The sequence below is a fragment of the Mesorhizobium sp. CCNWLY176 genome (assembly GCF_037153935.1).
In the GTDB taxonomy this organism is placed as follows: Bacteria; Pseudomonadota; Alphaproteobacteria; order Rhizobiales; family Rhizobiaceae; genus Mesorhizobium_M; species Mesorhizobium_M zhangyense.
Window position 1 is genome coordinate 47470 of the sequence record NZ_JBBBDZ010000013.1, and the last position, 24113, is coordinate 71582.

Consider the following 24113-nt stretch of genomic DNA (forward strand, 5'->3'; position numbering starts at 1 on the left):
TTGCATTGATTTTACTTATGGAGGATGCCCCGGTGCGGTACGTGCAGCTGAGAGCTTTCCACTACGTCGCCATTTGCGGCGGTTTCTCGCGTGCCGCGGAGGCGTTGTTCCTGACCCAGCCGGCTATTTCGGATCAGGTTCGCAAGCTGGAAGAAGAGTACGACGTGCTGCTTTTCAACCGGCACAAGAAGCAGGTAACGCTTACGCAGCAGGGCGAGCGCATGCTTGAAATCACGCACCGCATGTTCGACACCGAGCAGCAGGCACTCGATCTGCTTTCGGAGTCACGCGCGCTTCGGGCCGGCACATTGCGCATCGTCGCTGACGCCGCGCATCACCTTCTGCAGATACTGGGGCAATTCCGGGCCAGATATCCCGGAATCCAGGTGACCGTTCGTGCCGGTAATACCGAGACCGTGATGGCCAGCCTCTACGCCTATGAAGCCGATATCGGTGTCCTGGGCGAAATTCCGGAAGGGCGCGAATACAATATGCTGAAGCTCAATTCCTCACCGATCATCGCGTTTGTGGCGCATAATCATCCGTTGGCCGAAGCGCGTAAGCTCACGCTGGCCGAAATCGCCGAACAGCCGCTTGTGCTGCGTGAACGTGGTTCCAAGACCAGATCCAAGCTGGAAGCGCTGGCCACGGCTCAGGGTATCGAACTCAAGCCGGCCATAGAAGCCGAAGGCCGTGAGGCAGTGCGTGAGATCGTGGCCTCCGGCGTCGGAGTCGGCTTTGTGTCGCGGGCTGAGTTTGGCCTAGACGGACGCCTCAGGCCGATCATCATCGATGGACCGGAAATGCTGATGGACGAAGCGCTCATCTGCCTGCGCGAACGCTCCAGCGGCAAGCTGGTGAAGGCTTTCTGGGATCTCGCCCGGCAAACCGTCGAAGGCTGAGCAAGCACCGGTCCATGTAGGTAGTCCAAAGCTTGGGTATCAGTTCCCACCGGAACTTATAGTGGTGCCACATATATGTAGCTCGCCCAATCCTGATGACAGTGTCGCTCATTACCGTGGCGCGGGCAGATTCAACTATATTAGAATTTAGTGAAATTGAAACTTCCATGGTCAGCTGACGAGACAGGTTAGAAAGCCGGTGGCTCTGGTTGCAGATAAGACACAACAACCAGTAATTGCCTGTTTGTCATGTGATTTTCACGTTCATGTTGTTGTTCGAAATGTGGCGGCTGGGTATCTCTTAGGTTGAGCAAATCACAACGAGGATCAGTGATGCGGAAACTGGTGCCTATTGCCTTTCTTGTAGTTCTAGGCGCATGCGCCAGCCCTTCTGATGGCCCTAGCGCCACCAATATTCGTAACGCCTCCCTGCCCAATTCAAACGAGAAGATTCCCGTTGTCGAACTTGCCGATGCGCCGCTCGGCATCATGGGCGCGACGACGATGTCCTATGCGTCGAATGATGCGGGGCTGAGCAGCTTTCGATCCGGCGGCTATGTCGACAGCCGGTTGCGTCGCGGCGACGTGATCGATGTCACCATCTTCGATACGGGGGAGGAGGGAATACTTTCGACCACCAACAGCAAGACGCTCAATCTCGGCCGTTTCACGGTGGACGAGAGCGGCTTCGTCACGCTGCCCTTCGTGGGAAGGCAACGTGTCATGGAGTCGTCGCCCGAGGCGCTACAGTCAAGGATTGTAGCAGGTTTGAAGGGTTCGGCGGTCAATCCGCAGGCGGTGGTGTCGGTCGTTGAAAAGCCCGCCAACGGCATTACCGTGAACGGAAACGTGCGCGCGCCCGGCCGCTTCCCGCTGACGGCCCGCAAGGAGCGCGTGCTGGATGCAATCGCGCTTGCCGGCGGCGCTTCCGGAGCGCCGGGGGGCACGACGGTTACGATCGTGCGCGGCAAGCAGCGGGCAAGCGCTTCCCTTGACCGCATCATGGCTGACAGTCGCCAGAATGTTTATCTGCTGCCCGACGATCAGGTCATGCTCGAAGGCGATGCGCCGAGCTTCATGGCTCTGGGCGCGTTCAAGAGTGCCGGCGAATTCGAGTTCGAGAAGGGCAAGCTGACGCTGGCGCAGGCGCTTGGCCGCGCGGGTGGATTGCTCGACGATCGTGCCGACGCCCGCAATTTCTACGTGTTCCGCAATCAGCCGGTCTATTCCGATGCTGCCTTCGCGAAGGCCGGCAAGAACCCGGGCGCGCCGTTCGTGACAAGCAAGCCGGTGATCTATCGCGTCAACCTGAAGGACGTATCCAATTTTGCGCTCATGCAGCAGTTCCAGGTTCAGGATGGCGACATCCTTTTTGCGAGCAATGCGGGCCTCGTGGATGCAGCAAAGCTGATCACGGTCTTCCAGAAGAGCGTGGCGACAGCAGCAGCCCCGCCGCCTGGCGGCGGGAACTAAGCCACGGTTCAGACGGCCGCCGATCTTTAGTTTCGTTCGGTTCTAGATGTCGATCTTCATCAGCAGCCTCAGGGCTGCTGATGCGCTTTCGGGCCGGTTTTCACGGTCCTGTTGCGACAGGTGTTCTGCAAGGGCCGCAAGCTGTTCGCACACGCCACTTTCGTCTCCGCAGCGTTCCAGCAGCAGATTCAGGATCAGGCCGCAGGCATAAAGATCGGCTCTGCCATCGAGAACCATGCCTTCCTTCTGCTCCGGCGCGGAAAATTCGCTGTGGCCGGCTGCCGCCAGATCGAGGTCGGCATGACGCTGGCCCCGCTCCAGCGCGATGCCGAAATCCACGATCTTCAGGTCTTTGAGGTCTTCGCCGGAAAGAAGCAGGTTGTCGGGAGCTATGTCGGCATGGATGAGTCCTGCCGAATGTATCGCTTCCAGTCCCGACAGAATCGAGATCATCACTTGGTGGACATCGCGTGGCGAGAAAGATCGCGTGTTCAGGCAATCGGAAAGGCTAAAAGGCATCCACGCTGCGACTAGCGCCGGCCTGCCGTCGGGAAGCCTCAGTGCGGTCTGAACACTCGCGACATTTCGGTGATTGATTGTCATCGACAGCCGCGCTTCGCGCAATAGCAAGTGCCTTGAAACGGCGTCGTCGGCCCGATCCGGGCGAAGCGTCTTCAGCGCATGAAGCGTTTGCAGGTCTCGATGCCGAACACGATGGATTTGCGCCGGCATGCCGTCATGCACGAGTTCTTCGACCACGAAGGTGCTGGCGATGAAAGTCGCATTTGCCTCATCGAGGCGGGACAGACGGCGGTCGAGGGCATCGCGCACGCGATCGGCCAGCATGGCCGTTTCGGCCGGTGCGCGCGGCACGTCTCCGTCGTGGCTCAGCGCCCGCCACAGCGCGGAAAAGCGCGCTGCAATATCCTCCAGCCCATCAGGTGGTTGGTCCGCGCTCATGCGGCGCGGATGCCGATCACGATGGCGCTGATATTTTCGCGGGCATTGGCGATCAATCCATCCTGAATGAGAATGCCTGCGGCTTCCTCAACAGGTTTTTCCAGCAGAGTTTCGGCGATGCTGCGCTCGTCGAGCGTGCGGGTAAGTGCTGCGCTGCAGAGGAGAAAGCGATCGCCGTCCTGCACTGTGTCCGTAAAGACTTCCGGCACCAGTTGCCGCTGCGAGCCGATGCTGCGCGACAGCGCGAACCGCAACCCGATCTCGACATGATCGCGCGTGAGGCATCGCATCATGCCGTCCCGCACCAGATAGCAGCGGGCATTCCCCGCCCATATGATAGCGAAGGCGCTGTCGCGGATGGTGAGTGCTGCGACACTTGCACTCGGCGCCTCGCGTTCGCTCAACGCATGCGCGGATTGCAGCAGCCCATGGGCACGGCCGAGCTTGCCTTTTACGTCCTGGATCAGTTCCTCGAGCGTTTCATGGGCCGAGACATTAGCGAGCGTATTGGTGGTCACTTTGGCCGCGTCGGCGGCACCGTTTCCATCGCCGACGCCGTCGGCTACCGCAAACAGGCGTGGCTTTTCGGAGACCAGCAAGGCGTCGGCATTCACCGAAAGGCGCGTGCCGGGATGCGTCGCGTAACTTCTTTCGACTGCGAATTTTCGCGCTGGAACCCGCTCCATTACGGCAGCAATAGGTGCCTTGCGAGCAGGATCAGGCGGCGCGTCCGGTTCGGGCTTTGGCGTGTCCGCGATCGGCTTGCCGTTCAGGAGTTTCAGGAAGTGAGCCGCCTGGGGCGGGCCGTTGGTCTTGAACCCATGGGGACGTCTGGTATCCACGTCGACCGTCCACCAGATGGAGATGCGGTCGTCGCCGTTCGACGCTGGCATCTCACCGCGGGCTGCGAGTTTGGCATGCGGCAGGCGCAGGCGCTTCAGGCCTGCGGTGAAGCCTGCAATGTCGAAGTCGCGCGTCAGAGATGTTTCCGCCAGAGCTTCGGCTGCGGTGAACCAGGTTTCATCGAAGCACAGCAGGCGTGGATTGCCGCTGAAGCTGCCGAGCTTGGCGGCGATGACCAGCGGGAAGCTGCGGCCGACGCGATCCGTGCTCGGCAGCAGCACGCCGACCATCGTGGACTGGCCCCATAGCGAGCGCTCGATGACGAAGCGCCATGGCGGTGCTGCGCGAAAGAGGCGCTGCCATTCCTTGCCATGGGCCTGCTCGCTTGCTTGCAGGCCGGCCTGTATCCAGTTGTCGAGTTCGGTCTGGAACGTCCGGCCAAGTCCGGTCGATATGAAGTCGCCATGCGTCGGAACCTTGCCGAAGAAACCGATACGGTCGGCTTCCGTTGCGGCGTCGATGACATGGCGTTCATTCATCAGCCCGGCGTCTCCCTAGAACTGCGTGGGGCAGGTGAAATCCGACAGCGCCTTCAGGCGAAACGGATTGAGCACCGAGCCGAACTGGACATCGAATTCCGCGGTCTGGCCGGCGCTGGTAAAGCGCGCTCGGAAAAGATCCTCGCCCTCATTGGTTATGTCGGCCTCATCGAACAGCCGGAAGGGCGACCAGTCGCCATTCTCCGTAAGCGCCTGCTGCCAGCCGCCCGGCTGGAAGGCGATGCGCGAGACATTCGTCGCCTCGCTCGACGGCCACGCGATCGACTTGGACTGTATCGGGCCATGGAAGTAGACGACGCGCTCGCCCTCGATCTCCATCATGACGGCATTGGCACTGTCACTCAGTGAGATCGGCTTGACGTTGATGCTGACGGCCGGGCTCTCGCTGCCCGCCGGGAAGAAGGCGCGGCGGATCTTGTCGGCATTCTCGAACTGGGCAATCGCCTGGGCGGGAATGCCCTCGGTGCCGAATGTGCCGCGCCAGGTCCATGGCGTAGCACTCGTGTCGATGAAAGCCTCCAGGCGGTCCTTGAAGAAGCTGTGGAACAGGCCGCTTGGCCCGAAGAGGCGAACGAAATCGGCCATCGCCACATCGCGGGCTGAGGTGCGGTCGAAAGGATATCTGCCGATCACGACGCTTGAGCACAGGCTCGCGCCGTCCGCCGCCCACAAATTGCCGAGGCGTGTGCGAGCGGTCTTGACCGCAAGCGAGCCGATATCGGCGGCAACGCCTGCCATCCATGTATCGACGGGAGCCGGCAGTCGCCTGGCTTCTTCAAGCAGTGCCTGGTTGGCCTCGGTGAGCTGGCTGTCGACATCGAACACCTTGGCGACCTCTGCCGTAGAGGTGGTGGCGCGCGAAAGCTGGCCATAGATGGTTTTCAAAACGGGCTGAAGGGCGGCCACCTGCGAGCGCGGCTTTTCGCCCTGGCTCTGGTTCTGGCCGGCGTCGCCCGCCTTCAGCGTTTCCAGCGCCTCGCGCAGCCGGCCGAACGGGTCGGGCGCGTTCGCGGCACTTGCCAGGGCAGAAGTCGATGCGCTCTCCGGTACGGTGCTAATCGTGGCAACGATGGCGCTGCCTTGCGGCCGCAGATCGGTCGCCGCCACGATGGCGCGCGAGACTGCCTCGACGGGACTTGGGTCGCCGGCGAGAACGCGCACGGTTTCGGTGGCGTCCGAAAGTGTCTGCGAGGATCGCACCCGCATATCCGTCAGCAAGCCCGACCAGCGCTGTTCGAAATTGTCGAAATAGAGCTGCAGTGCTGCCTGGGTGACGGCATCCACCGTCATGCCGGCGGCATTCGGCTGGTCGCCGCGCACCCATTGCTCGTCGAGCGCTTCGCGCGCCGCATCGGTGACTTGCGGCAGCACCACCGTGCGGTAGCCTTCGCCGGTGAAGAGACCCGGAACCCCTTCGCGCAGAGCTGCCTTCGAGCTGCGTTCGAAAGCCTGCTCGCCGAGCGGACCGAGCGCATCGGCAGGTATCCAGGGTGCCAGCGCGCGCGCCTCGCGGCGATTGGCCAATATGTCGTAGGCGCGCGCCGCAATGCTCTGGTCCCGAATGGTTTCGCGTGCCTTGGCGATCAGGCCGGCGTCGAGATCGAGAGTGGCCAGAGGTCCAGATGCCATCGTCTCGGCATGACGGACCAGCGCTTCGCGAGCGGCCGCGCGGCCTTCGCCGGGATAAAGCGAGGCGAACATGTCCTCCGCCTCCAGCGAGACGAATTCCGGATTGACCGGACCAAGTCCGCCAAGCATCCCGTAGAGTTTCAGCGCATCGAATGTCTGGCCGACATCCTTGCTGCCGGCCATCGTCTTCTGCAACTGAACCAGCATGCGAGGCAGCAGAAGCGCATTCAGCGCACGCTGATAGGCCTCGCGCTGGCGGCCGGCGATCTTGCTTTCCTGATCCAATCCGAAGCTGACCGGCCAGACGCGCTTGTCGGAAAAACCAGTCGTCACGCTGTGCAGATTGTCGAGCGCGGGAAGGATGCGCAGGAAGTCGGCATCAGAGACGTCGCGAACCGGAACGCCTCGGACAAGCTGCTCATAGGCGGCGATGCGCTCATCGGCTTGCGCCAGCGCGCTGGTGTTCTGGAAATAGGTCGCGGTCCAGCTTGTCAGCACGACGGCCAGAAGGGCCGCCGCCACGCCATAGGCTGCGCGCCGCAGTATCATCTGGCGCCGGGAAAGCCGCTTGTCGCGCGCGACGAGGGAGGCTTCGTCGAAGACGACTTCCTTCAACAGCCGCGACAGGAAATAGCTGCGGCGCATGCGCGGCGCACCGGCCTGCGCCTTGGCGGTCGTCATCTCCTCGGTTTGTGTGCCCGAGGCGAAATAGACACCGCGCAGAAGCGGGGATTCAACCAGCTTGGAACTGGCGCAAAGTTCCGTCAGCACCTCGTGCAGCCGCTCCTTGAGCGCGGCGAGTTCGGCGGGAAAGCGGAATATCCGCCCGCGAACCTGGCTGTCCGGTTCCTGCTGCAGTCGTTCCACCAGCATTGCGCCGACGCGTTCCTGCAGCAGCCCGAATTCCTCAATATACCGGTCCGGCAGGTTCTCGCCCTTGTAGCTCTCCTCCAGACCGAAGGTGGTGCCCCAGACCTGGTCGCGGTCAGTCTTGCTGAACCCGTCGAAGAATTCGACGAAGCCGGTGAGCAGATCGGCCTTGGTCAGCACGAGATAGACGGGCACGCGAGCCTGAAGAAATTCGTCGAGTTCGGACAGGCGCTGGCGTATGGCCCGCACTTCCTCGAGCCTCGCGGCGGGGTCGCGTGTCAGCAGGTCGCCGATCGAAAGCGTCACCAGCACGCCGTTGATGGGCTGCGAGCGGCGATACTTTTTCAGCAGCTTGAGAAACCCTTCCCAACCGGCCTTGGAAGCGCCGTTGAGATCGTCCTGCGTGGTGTATCGGCCGGCGGTGTCGATGAGGATGGCCTCGTCGGTGAACCACCAGTTGCAGTTGCGGGTGCCGCCGATGCCCTGCACCGAATTGCTGCCGAGCGCGTCGCCGAGGGGAAACTTCAGCCCGGAGTTGCTGAGCGCCGTGGTCTTGCCGGAGCCGGGCGCGCCGAAGATCACATACCATGGCAGCTCATAGACATAGCCGAACCGCTTCTTGGTGATGCGGCGCAGCAGCGCCAGCGCTTCCTTCAGCCGGTTGCGGATTTCGCCGACCTCGGCCTGCTGGCTGGCGGCTGCTTCGGCTTCCGCGTCCTTTTCGAGACTGTCGACCAGCGCCTTGTCGCGGCGGCGGGCGCGGACGGTCGTGAACAGCATGTAGGCGATCCACGCCACCAGCACGACTGCGATGACGATGATCCGGTTGCGCGTGCTTTCCAGCGGCTTGAAGTCGCCATAGCCGAGCAGGTAGCCGTAGAACCAGATGACGACGCAGATCGCCGCTACCCAGATGATCGACAGGAAGCGCCGGCCGACGATCCCGGCGTAGGAATCCACATAGGAACGCAGCGTGTAGAAATAGCTGAGAGGGTTCACGGCGAAACGCCTCCTGCTGCGGGCGCGGGTGTGCTGCCGGTCCCGTCGTTTCGGATCGTGGGCATCACGCCGGCTGCGTCGAGTTTCTCGGTCGGGTCGGTCAGCACGAGAATCTCCGTGCGCCTGTTGATCTCCCGTCCTTGCTGCGTGTCGTTGCCGGCAAGCGGATTGCTATCCGCACGGCCCTCGGTGAGGATCGCCTCGGGCCCGGTATAGGCCGACAGGATCTTGCCCACAGCGCTGGCGCGCGCTTCCGACAAGTGCCAGTTGGATGGGAACTGGATGGTGCGTATAGGAACGTTGTCGGTATAGCCGACGACGACAGCGCGGAATTTCTCGGCCGCGAGCGCACCGCCGATGCGCTCCAGCAGGCCGCGGAATTCGGAGCTGACTTCGGCGCTGCCGACCGAGAAGAGGCCGGAATTGTTGATGCGCACGAGCAGCCTGCCATCGGCATCGGAAAGCGTCACCAGCTTTCGCTCCACCTCGGGCTGGAGGAATGCGAGAAGGTTTTCCAGGCGGCTCGGCTTCTTCGGTTCCGGCGGGGTTTCCACCTTTGCCTCGACCTGCGGCTGTACGGGGGCAGCCGGCGGCGTCGCGGGTGGCTGAAGATAGACGCTGGGCGCATCGCGTGGCGGCAGGTTCGCCAGACGCGAGAAAGTGCCGTCCGAGGCCCGATTGAGCGAGAGCGTGAAGAAGAGATAGCCAAGGGCAAAGAGCAGCACGAGTGCTGACAGAAGCGTCCACAGCGCGACGGCGGTGCGCAGCGGCTTATGGCGAGCCGAAACGCCCCGCCAGTGCGGGGAAAGCTCCCGCTCGAACACGCCGTACTGGCCAAGCAGCGTCTTGTAGAGGCTGTCGCGAATGCGGCCGAGTTCGAGCGTTCCGCGCGGCGACACGCGGGTGCGCCCTTCGAAGGCAAGCGACAGGCAGAGATAGATGAGCAGCAGGAGATCCTTGTTGGTGCCGGGGCTCTGGTGGAAGTGGTCGAGCAGGTCGAACACCCGGTCGCCACCGGTCACGTCCATATGGAACGTCGAAACAAGACCGGACCGCGCCCAGCCGGCGCGAACGCCCCACGACTTGCTGAGCACGACGTCGTCCACCGTCGCGCAAACCACATAATGCGCTGCGCGCGCCCGCTCCGGGCTGATGCGGGCGCTTGCGAGGTCGCGTTCGTAGCGGCCGATGGCCTCCGTCGTCGTGCGCCGCAACTGCTCTATGTCGGGCTGCTCGTCTGTATGGCGTAGCGCATGCGCGAGGTTGAGCAGGGGTGCGGCGGAGGCGACGATGGTCGGCACCTCCTCGCCGCCAAAGCGGAAATCGCGAACCAGCGCGTCCACCGACCAGCCGCTCGCCCTGACGGGCTCACCGCTTACGCCACTGTCCAATGTGTCGTCCAGCATCTCGGCCATCTTGCGGGCGGTCTGCTGCTTGCGCGCGCCGTCCTCGGTGAGCTCGACGACCGTGGGCAGGTCCTGCCAGGGGATAGTGGTTCCCTTGTTCATGCGGTGCGGTCCCCTATTCCCTCAGAGCCCAGAGCTCCAGCTCTATGCCCGGAAAGTCCCCGGCGAGATGGAGTGCTATGGCGCCCGACGTGTCGAGCTGCTTCCAGAGAGGGTTTTTGGTGTCGAGTTCGAAATAGATGGTGCCGGAGCGATAGGGCAGTTGGCGCGGCAGGACCGGTAGCGGCCGCACTGGAATGCCGGGCAGCGCGACGTTGACCAGTTCGGCGATGCGCTCCACGGGGCCGACCTTGATCTGCGCGGGCAGCTTGCGGCGAATATCCTCGGCCGACATCTCCGCGCGCACAGCGAGCACGAAGCCCGCTTCCTTGAACAGCGTGCGGTCGTTGATGGTGCCGACCCGCACACCATGCCGGCGCTCGGAAAGCTCGATGGATACCGCCGTCTGTTCGAGCACCGCCGAAAGCGAGCTGCGCAGATCGTCGAAGACGGCGGTGAAAGTGCCCTTCAGATCGTCGTGGCGATAGGGCGGAAAGTCGCTCGCGCGCTTCGAATCCATGGTGAAGGTGGCAAGCTCGCCGGCAAGCTGGATGCAATTCTCGAAGAATATCATCGGGTGCATGCGCGTGGCGTTTGCGGAGATGTGGCGCAGCATCGGATCGGCGCGGTTGAGGATCTGCAGCAGGAAATAATCGCCGACTTCCGCCGTGCCGCGAATTGTCGGGTCGCCGATGCGCTCTGCGATTGCCTCGGCACGATGGCGCACGATGCCGAGAAGCTCGGTGACGAGTTCGCTCAGCCGTGGTTCGGCCGCACAGTTGAGGCTCGGTGCGATGTATTCGGGGTCGAGGATGACGGCCTTGTCCGAGCGCACTTCGATGACGCGGGCAAGGCCGATCAACTCATAGCCGGCCAGCTCGTCGCCGCTCTTCAGGTAGCGCAGGCTGAGCCGGCCAACATCGATGGGCGCCATGAAGTCGGTTTCGACATTGGAGTCCGGCGCCTCGTAGTGAGAGGCGACGACGCGAACGCCATTGGAGGAAGCGCCGCCATTGATCGCGACATCGGCCTTGCCGGGCCGCCGCGCCGGCAAAGCGAGGTAGATCGTGGCGTTCTTCACCGTTTCGTCGAGATCGAGCGGCGGCGGCAGGTCGGCGTCGATGGGCGCTTCGAACAGCGTGCCGTCGGGCAGGATGCCGCGCAGGTTGGACAGCGCGAACTGGCCGATGGCAAGGGCGCTGCGGTCGATGCCGATCTCGGCGACGCCCCAGGGATAGGCGGCAAGCTCGCGCGTCGTCATGCGCACGAGCCGTTCGGTCCAGCGGTCCGCCTGCTGGAAATGTTGCACGCGAAGGAACATGCCTTCGCTCCACGCGACCCTGTTTTCGTTTCTCATGAGCTGCGCTTCACCTTCTCTATCACTTCAGGCGCGTCTTCTTCCGGCTGGCCAAGCGCTCGCAGCACGGCGTTGCGGAAGAATTCGCGGACGGAGAGACTGGCTCCGCCGGTTTCGAAATTCTGGCGATATGCCTGCCAGTAGGAACGGTCGTTGCGCCATGGCAGCTTTCGCGGCTCGGCATCGACGCGCGCCTCGATCACACGAGGCTCAAAAGCATGGCTTGCCTCCTTCAGCAGCCCTTCGATTGCTGTGGCCAGCAACACCTGTCTGGCAAGCAGGTTTTCCAGCCGTGCAATCGTCGCTTCTTCCCGGCCGGTGCCGAAAAGGTCAGGCATTTCAGATAGGCCCGCAGGGTCGATGTCGAGAGCGGCGAAGGCCTCGCCGGCGGCTTCCTCACATCGATCCAGCAAGGCCTCGATGCGCGGCAACAGGACGGACTCCGGGATGCCGGTAGGTGCTGAATGGGTGTCGTCGTGACCTTCTTTGACCACGACCGAAGCGCTGGCAGCTGGTTGCTCCGCCACATCCACCTGCTTGCGGCTTCGGGCCGTCGGCACGGAAACATGAGGTGCGGCGGAGTGCTCAAGGCGGTTGCTGTAGTCGAGGTCCTCGTTCCAGTCAGTGGGCAGGATCGGAGACATGCCGGTCGTCGCGGGAGGGCCGCTCCAGCCGATTTCGACGTTGCGCGAGGAGGGCGCTGTTTCACCCTTGCGCCTGGGGCTGCCAATGGGGATCGGGCTGGACCAGTCCTCGCTATCGCGCCCGCGCAATATGCCGTTGGCGGACTGTCCGCCGGGAGCGATGTCGGCAAGGATGGCCGAGATGGTAAGGTTCTCGTCGCTCAGGGCGAGGCCGGCTTCGGGGTCTTCGACCTCGTGATCCTTCTCGCCCGAAATGGCGACGGAAAACGCGAACCCACCGAATTCCAGCTGCGAGCTGTCCGAGAGTCGGGCGGTCTCGCCCTCCAGCACGAGAACGCCGTCGACCCTGGTGCCGTTGGCGCTTTCGTCGCGCAGCAGGAAGCCCTCGCGGTCGCGCTCGATCGTGCAGTGCAGCTTGGAAACGGAGCGGGTGGTGTCGGGCACCTGCCAGTCGCAATCGCTCGACCGGCCGATCGTGCGGCGGCCGCGCTCGAAATACCAGCGCTGCGCGGCTGCGTCCTGCCCCGTACCCTTTTTCTGCTTAAGCTCGAGCCTCATCGCGGTGCCGCCCTTCACAAGGCCATCGGCAGCGCGGCCTTGCGCTGCACGATTACGGCGTCATCGCTGTCGCGGGCAGCGGGCGCCACCCGCGCCCAGCTGTTCCAGCCAAGCCGCGGCGGGTCGCCGGCCTGGCCGAGCTGGCAGAACGGAACATGCTCCTTCTTCAGGATGATCTGGATGTCGAAATCGAGGCCCGAGCCGACGAAGAGCCGCGTCAGGGCGAAAAGCTCCTCGACATTGCGGCTTCCCGGTGCGAGCGAAAGATAATCGGGATAGTCGAGCGGGCCGATGACGACGCGGAAGCCGCTGCTGAAATCATGGATTACCGTGCCGGCCATGGCGTTGACGCCGAGACGCACGGCGCCAGCCCGGCTCATCTGGCTCAGTTCCTCGACCGGGATCGAAAGCCAGCGTCCGCGGAACAGCTCGATCTCCACCGGCAGTCCACTGAACTCGTGCAGCATCGCCCGCAGATTGACGGCGTTTCTGGTTCTCGACGCAAGGAAGCCGCTGAATCGCAGAAGGACGTCGTCCTCGACGCCGCTGCGTTCCCGCAGCTTTGCCGTTGCAAAGCCGGTCAGCGAGAAGAGAGCGGTGACGAAGGCGTTGCGGCCATCGTCGCTTCCCCAGCGCAGCAGGCGCGCAAGCCTGTATTTTTCGCAGGCCGCGACGAAGAGTTCGGCCATGCGGGTGCTGAAGAGATCGAAGAAGGCCGAAAGCGCGCGCGACTTGTTGCGCTCCTCGCGTATGACATGTTCGTTGTAAGCGGGCGGCAGGGAACCGAGCGGGCCGAGCAGGCCGGCAAGCGCGCCGCGCACGGTCGACTTGCGGCCCTTGCGGCGGAAAGCGGCGACCGCAACGGGCGCCGGCGAGACGCCGAAATGCGAAGTGACTTCCAGACCGTCGTCGGTTGCCTGCGCCACGCGAAATGCGGTCGTCGGCTCGAAGCGGCCGGGGTCGCGCTCGAGCAGATCGGCTAGGCCGTCAGTCTTCTTTTCGGCGGCAAGGCTCATGTCGTGGCAAAAATCCTTCTAGAGAAGCGGGCGCTCGGCGGCCCTTGCCCGCCATCGCGCAACGGGCTTCGACTGCCCCTTGATCGATACGGTGAGCCGCGTGAAGCTGTTTACGGAGGTGTAGAGGCCGCAGAACCGGTCGAGCACGCTGCCGAACAGGAAGGCCGACGGCCGGTCGATGGCAGCGGGGTCGAATTCGATGGCGATGTCGGTTCCGGGCACCATGCCGCCGCCGCCGAGGCGGGCCGTCGAGGCCTTGGCTTCGACCTTGGTGATGGCATCGGCAAGCTGCTTGGTTTCGGGTGAATCGCGGAAGGCGTAGAGGGACAAGATGTCTTTCAGCGCCGCGCCGTCATTGTCGAAGATCGACAGATGGTTGAGCAGCAGGTGCGACATCAGCCGCCAATTGCGGCCGTCAGCGTCGTTCATGCGCACGGCCGGCGTCGGCGGAACAAGCGCCTCGATTGAGGCGACGGCCTCGTTGCCGGTCGCAAGTTGCAGGTAGGGATGACCACCCCCGAAGGGAAGCTTCTCGGGCAGGTCGCGATTGAGGCACAAGGCGTCCACGCTTGCCACTGCGTCCAGCCTTCCGGTGCTGCGGCGTGCGCGATCGACGAATGCGATGTCGACGTCGCAGGTGCCGTCATCTTCGTCAAAGCGGCGATAGGATTGCCAGAAGGAGGATGCCGTCCCGCCGCGTTGCGCACGGCCGAAGAAGGGTTGGCAAAGATGCTCCTCGCCGCCGCGTCCGGAAAGCAGGACGCGATCGATGGCGTAGATTTCGCGTGTCTTCTGCCGGCGCGAATCCGGTAGCAGCCGGTACTCCGTGCGCGTCCCGTCGATCACGACCGGCTCGCAGGTCTGGCGGAAAAGATTGACGACCGGCGTCGCATGAAGCGCCAGGTCGCGGGCTGAGACGGCTCGCTCCAACTTGCTGTCTGTTTCGTTGAGGTAGATGAAAATCTCGAGCGTTTCGCCGCGCCAGCGATCCAGCTCCTCGATGTCGAAGAAAAGAAACTTTTGCGGCAAGGCGAAGAATTCGGTCAGCAATCGATAGCCGGCAAAGCTTGCCGCGGGGTAGGGCAGCATTGCCTCGTCGGCCGCAAAACCGACCGGCCGCAAATTGTCCGCCGACAGGAAGATCGGGTTTTCGTCGTCGGCATGACGGGCAAGGGCTATGCCGAGCGTATGGTTCATCAGCAGTTCGTAAAGCGCGCTCGCCTGCCGCCAGGGCGAGGGGATGTGGAAGCGAAGCCGTTTGAGCCCAATTTCTGAAAGCTGCTTGCGGGTGTCCTGCGGCCGCAGCGATATCCTGAAACAGCCTGCTGCGCCGGCATAGGGGGACAACGGCGCGCGGATCGGCTGGCCGGAAAGACCCGCTGCCGTGATCTCTACCGGCGCGATCTCGACATCCTGCGTGGTGCGGAAACGGCAGGTTTCCCCGGCAACCGGCTCGACCAGAATTTCGGTGTGACGCGGCACCGACTGCACCGCAGCCAACGTCTCGCTGGGCGAGAAGCGCACGATGCTCATCGACGGTATGGGCGCCAGATAATGCGGATAGAGCGTCTCCAGCAGCCCGTCGGTGAGCTCGGGGAATTCGTCGTCCAGTTTCTGGCGCACACGGGCGGCGGAATAGGCGAAGCTCTGAATCAGGCGTTCGACATGCGGGTCGTCGGCAACCTCGCCGGTCATGCGCAGCCTGCCGGCAATCTTCGGGAAGGCATCGGCAAAGCGCGAGGCGCGCCGACGCAGCGCCGTCAGCTCGTCATTGTAGCGCTGCAGGAAGCCCTCAGCCATTCGCCGCCTCCACCTGGAAGCGCTGGGTGGACGGGTCGATGGTCGATTCGAAGCTTATCGGCGGCATGCCGTCATGCAGGCGAAACGTCGCCTGGATGCGCATGCGCAGCGCGCGTTCGCCGGCAGCCCTGTTCTTGAGGATGGTCACGCGCACGTCGGAAAGCCGGGTTTCGAAAAGCGCGATGCGCCGTTCGATGGCGCGGGCCAGCCGCAGCTTGGATTCGTCGGTGACCAGATTGGCCGAGACGATGCCCTCGACCCCGTAGGAAACCAGCGCATCCCTGAGTTCGCCAAGCGCGTTCGGCGGCGCGGTCGGGCAACGCCGCGTGTTGAGCAGCGCTTCAAGATCGCGCCGGATCGCCTCGCGCGTCTCCCGGACCTGATCGACAACGCTCGACGGAGCATCCTGGAGAAGATCAGGAGTGGGATCGAGCAGCCTGTCGAGGATCGATCGCGACAGGACCCGTTCGCGCGGTCTGTAACGGTCAAGCGGGTCAGCCATTCGCCGCTTTCCTTTTGTTGATGACCGCAGCGGCCTCGAGCGTCTCAGCATCGTGGAAGGAGACGAGCTCGTCGCCGGCCAGGAAGCATCGCTGCCCGCGCCCGGTGGTGATGCCGGTGGCTTCCTCGACCCATTCGGTCTCGCGGCCCAGGACCAGTTTTTCCGCGTCACCGGTGCCGTGATAGATCCCCGGCAAAAGGACGGGTGCGGAAGCGCCATCGATCAGCGAAAGCTCTGCCCGCCGGAAAGCGAGGTCGCGCGGGCGCGCAATGGGTTCGACCGAAACGGCGGCAATCTTGGCGAAGTCGATCCACAAATAGGCGCCGCCCGTCATGATGACTTCGAGCGCGTGCGGAATGCGGTCGTCGAGGTCGCGGAAATCGGACACGGCTTTGCCGTTCCAGAGCATCGGCTGCTCGCCGCGAACGGCCTCAAGGCTTTCGAGCGCAGCGGCGGTTTCCTCGCGTGAGCCGGAACGGTGGGCGACATTGAGCCGGACTGCCGCCGTGTCGAGTTGGCTCGGTCCCTGCGGAAACTCCGGGACGGCGCCCGTGCTGAACCAGGCATCGCGCGCGGCCATGGCGCGCAACTGGTTGCGCAGCAGGGCAAAGCCCATCGTGTCTTCCGGCGCGAATGTGGTGGCGAGGCTGCATTGTGCGTCCGCCCGCGCATAGTCTCCGGCAAGGACAAGCAGGTCGATATAGATATGCCGTGCCTCCTTGTCCGAGGGGCTTGTTTTGATATGCGCCTTGGCAATTTCGATCGCCTCGCCCAGAGCGTCGTCGGCAAGCGATTTTGCGATGCTGGCGGAAAGCGTCATGCGGTCATCCTTTGCGGCACGGAAGCGGCGTTGGCGCGGCCCGTCGTCGGCTGCGCCGTCTCGGCGATGAGGTGGAAGCTCGTCGAAACATCGTCGAGCTGGAAATGCGGCTGCAGCCTCACCGTGCAGGTGAAGGTGCCGGGCTTGCCGGGAACCTCGTCGACGCTGATGCCGGCCGAGCGCAGGGGAAAGCGCGTGCGTAGCGGCAGGTCGGCGTCGTCGTTTCCGAGCGTGTAGCCCGACAGCCACTCCTCCAGCTTGCGCTCGATCGAGAGAGCGTCGGCTAGCCTGCCGACCTCGTCGCGCATGATCACCTTGAGGTAGTGCGAGAAGCGCGAGGCGCACAGCACATACTGCAGCATTGCTGCCAGCCGAGCGTTCTGGCGGGCGTTCTCGTTGGAATAATGCTGGGGCGCATGCAGCGACTGGTTCGAATTGAAGATCGCTGAGGACGACAGATAAGTGGTGGCGACCGGCACGATGCCGAGATCGCAGAACTGCTGCTCCTGCGTGCTGCTCAGCCTTATCTCGACGGGCGCCTGCGCGGAAAGGCCCTGGCTTTCGGTGCCGAAATCATAGGGCGCAAGTTCCGAGGGACCGAGAAGCCCGCCGTCTATCGCGTCCTGCGTGACACCGCGGATGTCGGCGAACCAGCCGGTTTCTATGAAATTGCGGATGACGATGGCTGCAAAGGCGAAAGCGCCGTTGCTCCACAGCAGCGTGCCGCCATCCTCGGAAATCTCTTCGCGGAACGGAAAGCCATCGTCGCGCCGCCGCGAGAACGGCTCGTATGGCGAACGAATGAGGACGCGCGGGGCAACGAGGCCGAGAAAACGCGAGTCTTCGCGCGCCCGCAACCCGTTCCAGCGAATGCGTTGCGGGTCGTTGGCGAGATATGAAAGGTCGTGGACCCTGTTCAGCTCGTCGAAATTTTCGAGGCCCAGGGCACGGGGGGAAGCGCCCGTGATGAAGGGACAGAATGCAGCGGCGGCCACCATGCCGAGTTCGGTCAGCGTGCTGACGGTGTCGCCACCGGCATCGCCCGGAGACAGTTGATAGTCGCCGACAAGAAGACCGTAGGGCTCGCCGCCGGGCATGCCGAATTCCCGGCTGTAAACCAGCTCGAAAAGGTGGCTCTGGTCGAAATCGGTCGCTCGCTCCATGCTGCGCGCGAGCTGCGCCCAACTGATGCTGAGCAGCTTGACCTTGACGTCGCTGCCGCGCGAGGCGACCCGAACGAGCATGGCAAGCCCGCGCCATCTCGCCTCCATCGCCTGAAATTCGGGATGGTGCAAAATAGCGTTGACCTGGCGGTTCAGGGCCTCGTCGATCAGTGCAATAAGCTGATCTGCCCTGCGTCGCCACAATGTGCTCGGACCCATCGTCATGGCGTGGCTACGGCGTTGTGAGCGGTCCCGCGCGGGCCTGCCGCGCGGGAGCTCATGCCTCAGTTCTTGGCCGGAATGCGGGCGACCATGCGAAGCGAAGTCGTCAGCTCTTCCATCTGAAGCCACGGGCGCATCCATGCCACGGCGTTATAGGAGCCAGGCTTGCCGGGAATCTCCTGAACCGTAACCCTGGCGTCGCGCAGCGGGTATTTCGCCCGCGACTCTTCGCCGGCCTCGTCATTGGCGTTGACGTAGTTGGATATCCACCGGTTGAGCCAGGCTTCGCAGTCCGACGCTTCCATGAAGGAGCCGATCTTGTCGCGGCCCATGACCTTCAGGTAGTGGGCGAAGCGCGACGTCGCCATCATGTAGGGCAGGCGGGCCGAAACGGCCGCGTTCGCAGTCGCTTCCGGCTTGTCATAAAGCTTGGGCTTGTGCGTGGTCTGGGCACCGAAGAACACGGCGTAGTCGGTGTTCTTGTAGTGGCAGAGCGGCAGGAAGCCGAGCTTGCCGAGTTCGGCGTCGCGACGGTCGGTGATACCGACTTCGGTCGGGCACTTCAGATCGAGATCGCCGTCGTCGCTGGAGAAGATGTGCATCGGCAGGTTCTCGACCTTGCCGCCGTTCTCGGCGCCGCGGATTGCCGTGCACCAGCCGCTCTTGGCGAAGGCTTCGGTCAGGCGGGTGCCCATCACATAGGCGGCGTTCATCCAGCAATAGTCGTTGTGCGGCAGTTCGCCGGTCTTGGAACCGCCGGTCTCGTCAAAGCCGAATTCGTCGACCGGATTGGTCTTCGGGCCGTAGGGCATGCGCGCCAGCACACGCGGCAGGGCCAGCGTGACGAAACGCGAATCGTCGCTATCGCGCAGCGACCGCCACTTGGCATATTCGACCGTCTCGAAGATCTTTTCGAGATCGCGCGGACGCGAAAGCTCGCGATAGTCCTCGAAACCGAACATGCGCGGGCTGGCCGCCGAGATGAACGGGGCGAAGGCGGCAGCGGCGATCGAAGAAACGCCCTGAAGAAGCTGGACGTCTTCAAAAGAATTGTCGAACTCGTAGTCACCGATGATCGCGCCCATAGGCTCGCCGCCGGGGGTGCCGAATTCGTCTTCATAGATCGACTTGAACAGCCGGGACTGGTCAAACTCGACGGCTTTCGAAAGGTCCTTGGAAACCTCGCGCTTGGATGCGTTGATCACGCGGATCTTGAGGTTCACGCTCGTCTCGGTGTTTTTCACCAGATAGTTCAGACCACGCCATGTGCCCTCGAGCTTGGTAAAGGCGGGCGACTGCATGATCGCCGCGAGCTGGCGCGAAATCGTCTTGTCGAGTTCGGCGATTGCATTGTTCAGCGTGACCGTCAGGTTGCGGTCATAGACCACGGTGCCCTTCAGCGCCTGGTCGGTGAGCGTGCGCAAAAGGTCCTGCGCGCGGTCCGGCTCGGTCTGGCGCGTTGCCGCGACGACCTTGGAAAGCAGGTTCTCGTCCTGTGCGAATTCTACGCCGGCTTCCGGCTTCAACTGTGTCTTGGCGTTCATAGCTTGATCCTTCCCGTCACAGCGTTCAGTTCGCGGAGCCGTCAGCGCGGCCGTCGAGTTCGCCGACCAGCTTCTTCAGGTCGGTCTGGTTCTGCAGGATTTCCTCAAGCATGCGCTCCAGGTCTTCCGAGCGGTCGGCCTTGCTCATGAGGTCGCGAAGCTGGTTGCGCGCGTCGAGCAGCGCCTTGAGTGCCGGCACCTGGTTGACCACCGCGCCCGGCTCGAAATCGTCCATGCTTTCGAATTTGAGCGAAACGGCGAGGTCTGTGCCGTCGTTCTGCAGCGTGTTCTCGACGGCAATGTTGAGGCCGGGCGTCATCCGGCGCATCACGTCGTCGAAATTGTCGCGATCGACCTGGACGAATTTGCGCTCGCCGAACGGCTTGAGCGGCTGCGTCGGATCGCCCGAGAAATCGCCGAGCACGCCGACAACGAACGGCAATTCCTTGATTACCATCGCGCCTTCGGTTTCGACTTCGTATTTGATGTGAACGCGGGGCTTGCGGACCCTTTCCAATTTCTCGTGAACACTTGCCATCAGGACTCTCCTTCGTGCGCCTGGCGCCATTTCGCGGTCAATGTTTCAAAAAATGCTTGTCCGAATCGGCCTCCGCCTGGCCGTTTGGATCTGGTTCCGGAAACCGGTCAGGTTTCCCGTTTTTCAACTCTCGGCTGAATTCCTGCCGCCGTTAGAACGGCGTTTCGCGTTTGTGGTTCCGGAAGAAGTTCGGCCAGGAGTTCAGTGAAATCCATGCGGCCGCGCCGGACGAGCGTTTCGATCGCCAGCGAAATCGGGGAGTGCGGCTCGGTGCGGCGAAAGTATCGCGCGACCGAAAGCAACACCTCGAAGGCTTCTTCACGCGATGCGATGCTGCCTGCGTGAACCGGCTTGGGCGCGACGATAAGCTGTCCGGCGCCATTGCCGTTTGCCGCCTGAAGTCCGGGCTTTTCCCCTTCCGGTTCTTCGATGGTTTCCTCTTCGATACCCGCCAGGTCGCGAATGGCGGCGGCTGCCTCGACGAGTACGTTGCGGGTGTTGGAGCTCGGTGGCGCCTTGTCGCCGCAACGGTCGTCGAGGATCGAAACGAGATCGTCGAAAGCAGCGATGCAGTCGTTCAGGATGTCGAGATGAGCCGCCATTGCAGCAACGCCGGCATCGTTGGCCGCTTCGTGAAGAACATCGCGCCGGGCTGTCTCATTCGCACGCTGCGAAAGCTGATAGTCCCACAATGTATGTTGCGCGAAGTTTGAATTCGGCACTAACGGAGCAAGACGAATCGCCTGGATCAATGTGCCTTCACCGCTGACGCCATTTAATCCTGCAAGTGGTGCGAGCTTTTCTTCGACGTCATCGTCGCCGATGGAATACAACCTATCCCAGTAATTTTCCAAAAGTGACGCCATTGCAGAAAAGATGTCTCGAAGACCTTCGAAACCTCGAAGTCTAAGTTGAGCTTCTGCAAGCCAGGCAAGGACTTCTATGTCCTTACTTTTTGAAGAAAGTATCTGCAATCCAAGATTGTTTACATCGTGCCAAGAGGGCGTAAGTCGCATTGCTTCGCCAGGAGGAATACCTCGTTCTGCGCTGCGCGCAGAGTTGCGCGCATCCTTAATTCTATAGTATATTTCCTGATAATTTGGATTTATTCTAATATCTTCTCCGCAAGGGCTGTCTTGCCCAAGTGGAGATACAATTTCGCTGAGATTCAACAGCACAATAACTCCAAATTAGAAGACACTAATATTCTTTCTCTATTTTCTTTCGGTATAACGTCATTGTCAACCATGTAATTAATGTGACAAGTTGATGACATTAACCTGTAATGACTCGAAACAAAACGTTACTCTGTGACTTCTATCCAAGCGTTCACAAACGCCCTAGTTGCATTCACTCTCTGATGGCGACCACTCGCTTCAGCCGCAGAAATGTGAGTTTTCGGGATGTCCAATATCGATCTCAATCGACTGGTCAGAACGCTGGAGCCGAATCTGCGCGTCGGTCTCGAGGCGGCCGCGTCAGTCGCTGCGCGCCACGCTCACCCGACTGTGGAAGTAGCGCATTGGTTGTATGCATTATTAGACATTCCAGCCGTCGCGCCGCGTTTCGAGCGCTTCGGTGTGAAGCCGGTTAATCTTCGAAAAGAACTTGAACCGGCGATCGAAGACTTGGCGCGTGAAGACGGCGCGCAACTGGCCTTGTCACAGAATGTGCTTGCTCTGGCGCGCGAGGCTTGGCTGGTCGCATCGCTCCAATTTGGCCGAAGCCGCGTCGAACTCGGCGATCTTCTTGTCGCACTTTCGACGGATCAGTCGCTCCGTATCGTGGCGCGCGCGATAGCGCCGTCGCTGCGTGAAATCGACCTTAAGGCCGTCGAATCCGAACTGAATGCCACGGTGCCCGGTGAGGCTGAAAAATCGGTGAGATCCGATTTGACGGCTGCGGGTGCCCAGTCAGGCGAGAACGAATTCCTGCGTCTCTACACGCAGGACATGACCGCCGATGCCCGTGCCGGACGGATCGATCCGGTGATCGGGCGGGACCGCGAATTGCGCCAGCTCGTCGACGTGCTGATGCGCCGCCGGCAGAACAATCCGATCCTTGTCGGCGAGGCCGGCGTCGGCAAGACGGCCATTGCCGAAGCGCTGGCTCTGGAGATCGCAGCCGGAAACGTTCCCGATATGCTGAAGCCGGTCCGCCTGCTTTCGCTCGATCTCAGCCTGCTTCAGGCCGGCGCGGGGGTAAAAGGCGAGTTCGAGCGCAGGTTGCACGGTGTCGTCGACGCGGTGAAGGCGTCGGGCACCCCGATCATCCTGTTCATCGACGAGGCCCATAATCTGATCGGCGCAGGCGGGCAGGCGGGGCAGGGCGACGCCGCCAATATCCTGAAGCCTTCGCTGGCGCGTGGCGAACTGCGCACCATCGCAGCAACAACATGGGGCGAATACAAGCGCTTCATCGAAAGGGATGCGGCGCTCACCCGACGCTTCCAGACGGTCAAGGTCGATGAGCCCGACGAGGAAACCGCGATCCGCATGCTGCGTGGCGTCGCCGGCTCCTTCAAGGCGCATCACAAGGTCCGCATCCGCGACGAAGCCCTGGCCGCGGCAGTGCGCTTGTCGGCGCGCTACATTCCGGCGCGGCAATTGCCCGACAAGGCCATCAGCTTGATCGACACTGCCGCCGCCGCCGTAGCGCTCGGCCGCCAGACGGTTCCTGAATCGCTGAAGTCGCTGCACAACGAGCGCGGCCTGCTTGAGGCTGAAGCGGAATGGCTGGCAAGCGAGCCGGAGACTTCGGAAATCCGCGATCGCTGTCGTCAAATCGAAGCAAAACGGGAGCAGATTGCCGCCGAAATAGAAGCTCTCGAAAACAAATTCGAAGAGGAACTCCGTCTCGTACGTGAGGCCGATCGGCTGGAGGCGGTCTTTTCGCAGGACGACGCGATCGAGGATCAGGCCCCGGTGCTGGATGATGCTGGCGAAAGCAATGTGGCGCAGTTCCCCGCTCAGACGGCCTCGCCTGAGAGCGCGCGTGCCGCACTCGCGGCGACCGAACGGAACCTGTCGCGCGTGGCCGGCGAAACACCGCTCGTGCCTCGGGCAGTAGACCGCGATGTGATCGCCGCTCTGGTCGCGCGCTGGACCGGCATTCCGGTCGGCAAGCTGCTTTCCGACCAGGTCGAGACAGTCAAGTCGCTCGACGCACGGCTCAAGGAGCGCGTCATCGGGCAGGACGTCGCGATCGAGCGCGTCTCCTCGGCAATGCGGGCTGCTCGCGCCGGTCTGTCGGACCCCCGCCGCCCGCCTGCCGTGTTCCTTTTCGTCGGCATGTCCGGCACCGGCAAGACCGAGACTGCGCTTTCGCTGGCCGACCTGCTTTACGGCGGCAGCCAGCACCTGACGACGATCAACATGTCGGAGTTCAAGGAGGAGCATAAGATCTCGATGCTGCTCGGCTCGCCGCCCGGCTACGTCGGCTACGGCGAGGGCGGGGTGCTGACTGAGGCCGTGCGCCGGCGTCCTTATGGCGTGCTGCTGCTAGACGAGATCGACAAGGCCCACCAGGGCGTCCAGGAGATTTTCTACCAGGTTTTCGACAAGGGGATGCTGCGCGACGGCGAAGGCCGCGACATCGACTTCAAGAACACCACCATTGTGATGACCGCAAACACCGGTTCGGAATTGCTGGCAGCACTTGCTGCCGATCCCGACACCATGCCGGAAGGCGAGGCGCTGGAGAAACTGCTTCTTCCAGAATTGCAGAAGCACTTCAAGCCGGCATTCCTCGGTCGAACGACCATCCTGCCCTTCATGCCGCTCGGCAAGGAAGCGCTGTCGGGCATCGTCGATATCCAGATCGGTCGCATCGGCGATCGCGTCAAGGCGAGCTACGGGACGGAGGCGACGCTGTCGTCGGAGGCACGCGAGGCGCTCGTTTCGCGCGCCGAATCCAGCGAGATGGGCGCTCGCGCAATCGAGTCGATGATCGCCCGCGATCTTCTGCCCGTTCTTTCCACCTTCTTCCTCGATGCCGTGGCCGAAGGGCGCAAGATCGCGAGCATCCATATCGGTTTTGACGACCACCGCTTCAGCATCGATGCGAAGCCTGCGGTGGACGAAAAGGAATTCGCTGCGCCCAAGGAGCGGCCGGCGGATAAAGCAGCCTCGAATGGCAAGAAAGTTCATTCGGATGCGGCAACAACCCGAAAGGCCAGAGCGCCTTGAACTGTACTTGGCAAATAAACT

At 62.6% G+C, this 24113-nt stretch carries 17 protein-coding genes; 3 read left to right on the plus strand and 14 right to left on the minus strand.

Annotation, left to right across the window (positions count from 1 at the left end):
- Positions 1 to 32 precede the first annotated feature (32 nt).
- Together WBQ96_RS20430 and WBQ96_RS20435 are read left to right on the plus strand one after the other, a co-directional pair.
- Positions 33 to 902, plus strand: a complete 870-nt coding sequence (locus tag WBQ96_RS20430; protein WP_165120326.1) for a LysR substrate-binding domain-containing protein — start codon at positions 33 to 35, stop codon at positions 900 to 902.
- Between the two features lie 333 nt (positions 903 to 1235).
- Entirely contained in the window at positions 1236 to 2375 is a 1140-nt protein-coding gene (locus WBQ96_RS20435) for a polysaccharide biosynthesis/export family protein (protein WP_336553513.1), read from the plus strand.
- Between the two features lie 42 nt (positions 2376 to 2417).
- On the opposite strand, the gene WBQ96_RS20440 is transcribed toward WBQ96_RS20435, so the two are convergent.
- The 14 genes from WBQ96_RS20440 to tssA all read right to left on the minus strand — a co-directional run bounded on the left by WBQ96_RS20440 (position 2418) and on the right by tssA (position 21077).
- On the minus strand, positions 2418 to 3335 hold the full coding sequence (locus tag WBQ96_RS20440) for a protein kinase domain-containing protein (protein ID WP_336553515.1): 918 nt from the start codon (positions 3333 to 3335) through the stop codon (positions 2418 to 2420).
- Positions 3332 to 4717, minus strand: a complete 1386-nt coding sequence (tagF, locus tag WBQ96_RS20445) for a type VI secretion system-associated protein TagF (RefSeq protein ID WP_336553517.1) — start codon at positions 4715 to 4717, stop codon at positions 3332 to 3334. Before tagF ends, WBQ96_RS20440 begins: the two co-directional genes overlap by 4 nt.
- Positions 4718 to 4732: 15 nt before the next feature.
- On the minus strand, positions 4733 to 8236 hold the full coding sequence (gene tssM / locus WBQ96_RS20450; RefSeq protein WP_336553519.1) for a type VI secretion system membrane subunit TssM: 3504 nt from the start codon (positions 8234 to 8236) through the stop codon (positions 4733 to 4735).
- Positions 8233 to 9744: a type VI secretion system protein TssL, long form gene (tssL, locus tag WBQ96_RS20455; RefSeq protein ID WP_336553521.1), complete on the minus strand. Its 1512-nt coding sequence runs from the start codon at positions 9742 to 9744 to the stop codon at positions 8233 to 8235. Before tssL ends, tssM begins: the two co-directional genes overlap by 4 nt.
- 13 nt (positions 9745 to 9757) lie before the next feature.
- On the minus strand, positions 9758 to 11098 hold the full coding sequence (tssK, locus tag WBQ96_RS20460) for a type VI secretion system baseplate subunit TssK (protein ID WP_336553523.1): 1341 nt from the start codon (positions 11096 to 11098) through the stop codon (positions 9758 to 9760).
- Positions 11095 to 12300, minus strand: coding sequence for a type VI secretion system-associated FHA domain protein (locus WBQ96_RS20465; protein WP_165120333.1), 1206 nt, complete (start codon positions 12298 to 12300; stop codon positions 11095 to 11097). The genes tssK and WBQ96_RS20465 overlap by 4 nt, the downstream gene beginning before the upstream one ends.
- Positions 12301 to 12314: 14 nt before the next feature.
- Positions 12315 to 13316 (minus strand): type VI secretion system baseplate subunit TssG, encoded by a 1002-nt coding sequence (gene tssG / locus WBQ96_RS20470; RefSeq protein WP_336553526.1) that lies wholly within the window; start codon positions 13314 to 13316, stop codon positions 12315 to 12317.
- An 18-nt stretch (positions 13317 to 13334) separates the two neighbouring features.
- A complete protein-coding gene (tssF, locus tag WBQ96_RS20475; RefSeq protein WP_336553528.1) occupies positions 13335 to 15116 on the minus strand; it encodes a type VI secretion system baseplate subunit TssF in 1782 nt (593 codons plus the stop codon).
- Positions 15109 to 15618 carry a type VI secretion system baseplate subunit TssE gene (gene tssE, locus WBQ96_RS20480; protein WP_165120336.1) on the minus strand — a complete coding sequence of 170 codons (510 nt, stop codon included), beginning with the start codon at positions 15616 to 15618 and terminating at the stop codon, positions 15109 to 15111. Before tssE ends, tssF begins: the two co-directional genes overlap by 8 nt.
- Complete coding sequence (locus WBQ96_RS20485; protein WP_336553530.1) at positions 15611 to 16438, minus strand: type VI secretion system accessory protein TagJ; 828 nt, start codon at positions 16436 to 16438, stop codon at positions 15611 to 15613. The genes tssE and WBQ96_RS20485 overlap by 8 nt, the downstream gene beginning before the upstream one ends.
- Complete coding sequence (tssC, locus tag WBQ96_RS20490) at positions 16435 to 17820, minus strand: type VI secretion system contractile sheath large subunit (protein WP_336553696.1); 1386 nt, start codon at positions 17818 to 17820, stop codon at positions 16435 to 16437. Before tssC (WBQ96_RS20490) ends, WBQ96_RS20485 begins: the two co-directional genes overlap by 4 nt.
- Before the next feature lie 65 nt (positions 17821 to 17885).
- Positions 17886 to 19367 (minus strand): type VI secretion system contractile sheath large subunit, encoded by a 1482-nt coding sequence (gene tssC / locus WBQ96_RS20495; RefSeq protein WP_091916062.1) that lies wholly within the window; start codon positions 19365 to 19367, stop codon positions 17886 to 17888.
- A 25-nt stretch (positions 19368 to 19392) separates the two neighbouring features.
- Positions 19393 to 19905, minus strand: coding sequence for a type VI secretion system contractile sheath small subunit (tssB, locus tag WBQ96_RS20500; RefSeq protein ID WP_336553532.1), 513 nt, complete (start codon positions 19903 to 19905; stop codon positions 19393 to 19395).
- A gap of 107 nt (positions 19906 to 20012) precedes the next feature.
- Positions 20013 to 21077 carry a type VI secretion system protein TssA gene (gene tssA, locus WBQ96_RS20505; RefSeq protein WP_336553533.1) on the minus strand — a complete coding sequence of 355 codons (1065 nt, stop codon included), beginning with the start codon at positions 21075 to 21077 and terminating at the stop codon, positions 20013 to 20015.
- Positions 21078 to 21308: 231 nt separating this feature from the next.
- Here tssA and tssH point away from each other — a divergent pair, with 231 nt between their 5' ends.
- Entirely contained in the window at positions 21309 to 24092 is a 2784-nt protein-coding gene (gene tssH, locus WBQ96_RS20510; protein ID WP_336553535.1) for a type VI secretion system ATPase TssH, read from the plus strand.
- Positions 24093 to 24113 lie beyond the last annotated feature (21 nt).

What these genes read in the sequence shown, in the direction of transcription:
- tssC (WP_336553696.1), bottom strand. Translation starts at nt 17,820, where the DNA reads ATGGGTCCGAGCACATTGTGGCGACGCAGGGCAGATCAGCTTATTGCA.
- tagF (WP_336553517.1), bottom strand. Translation starts at nt 4,717, where the DNA reads ATGAATGAACGCCATGTCATCGACGCCGCAACGGAAGCCGACCGTATC.
- WBQ96_RS20485 (WP_336553530.1), bottom strand. Translation starts at nt 16,438, where the DNA reads ATGACGCTTTCCGCCAGCATCGCAAAATCGCTTGCCGACGACGCTCTG.
- tssC (WP_091916062.1), bottom strand. Translation starts at nt 19,367, where the DNA reads ATGAACGCCAAGACACAGTTGAAGCCGGAAGCCGGCGTAGAATTCGCA.
- tssH (WP_336553535.1), top strand. Translation starts at nt 21,309, where the DNA reads ATGTCCAATATCGATCTCAATCGACTGGTCAGAACGCTGGAGCCGAAT.
- WBQ96_RS20440 (WP_336553515.1), bottom strand. Translation starts at nt 3,335, where the DNA reads ATGAGCGCGGACCAACCACCTGATGGGCTGGAGGATATTGCAGCGCGC.
- WBQ96_RS20465 (WP_165120333.1), bottom strand. Translation starts at nt 12,300, where the DNA reads ATGAGGCTCGAGCTTAAGCAGAAAAAGGGTACGGGGCAGGACGCAGCC.
- tssL (WP_336553521.1), bottom strand. Translation starts at nt 9,744, where the DNA reads ATGAACAAGGGAACCACTATCCCCTGGCAGGACCTGCCCACGGTCGTC.
- tssF (WP_336553528.1), bottom strand. Translation starts at nt 15,116, where the DNA reads ATGGCTGAGGGCTTCCTGCAGCGCTACAATGACGAGCTGACGGCGCTG.
- tssE (WP_165120336.1), bottom strand. Translation starts at nt 15,618, where the DNA reads ATGGCTGACCCGCTTGACCGTTACAGACCGCGCGAACGGGTCCTGTCG.
- tssK (WP_336553523.1), bottom strand. Translation starts at nt 11,098, where the DNA reads ATGAGAAACGAAAACAGGGTCGCGTGGAGCGAAGGCATGTTCCTTCGC.
- tssB (WP_336553532.1), bottom strand. Translation starts at nt 19,905, where the DNA reads ATGGCAAGTGTTCACGAGAAATTGGAAAGGGTCCGCAAGCCCCGCGTT.
- tssG (WP_336553526.1), bottom strand. Translation starts at nt 13,316, where the DNA reads ATGAGCCTTGCCGCCGAAAAGAAGACTGACGGCCTAGCCGATCTGCTC.
- WBQ96_RS20435 (WP_336553513.1), top strand. Translation starts at nt 1,236, where the DNA reads ATGCGGAAACTGGTGCCTATTGCCTTTCTTGTAGTTCTAGGCGCATGC.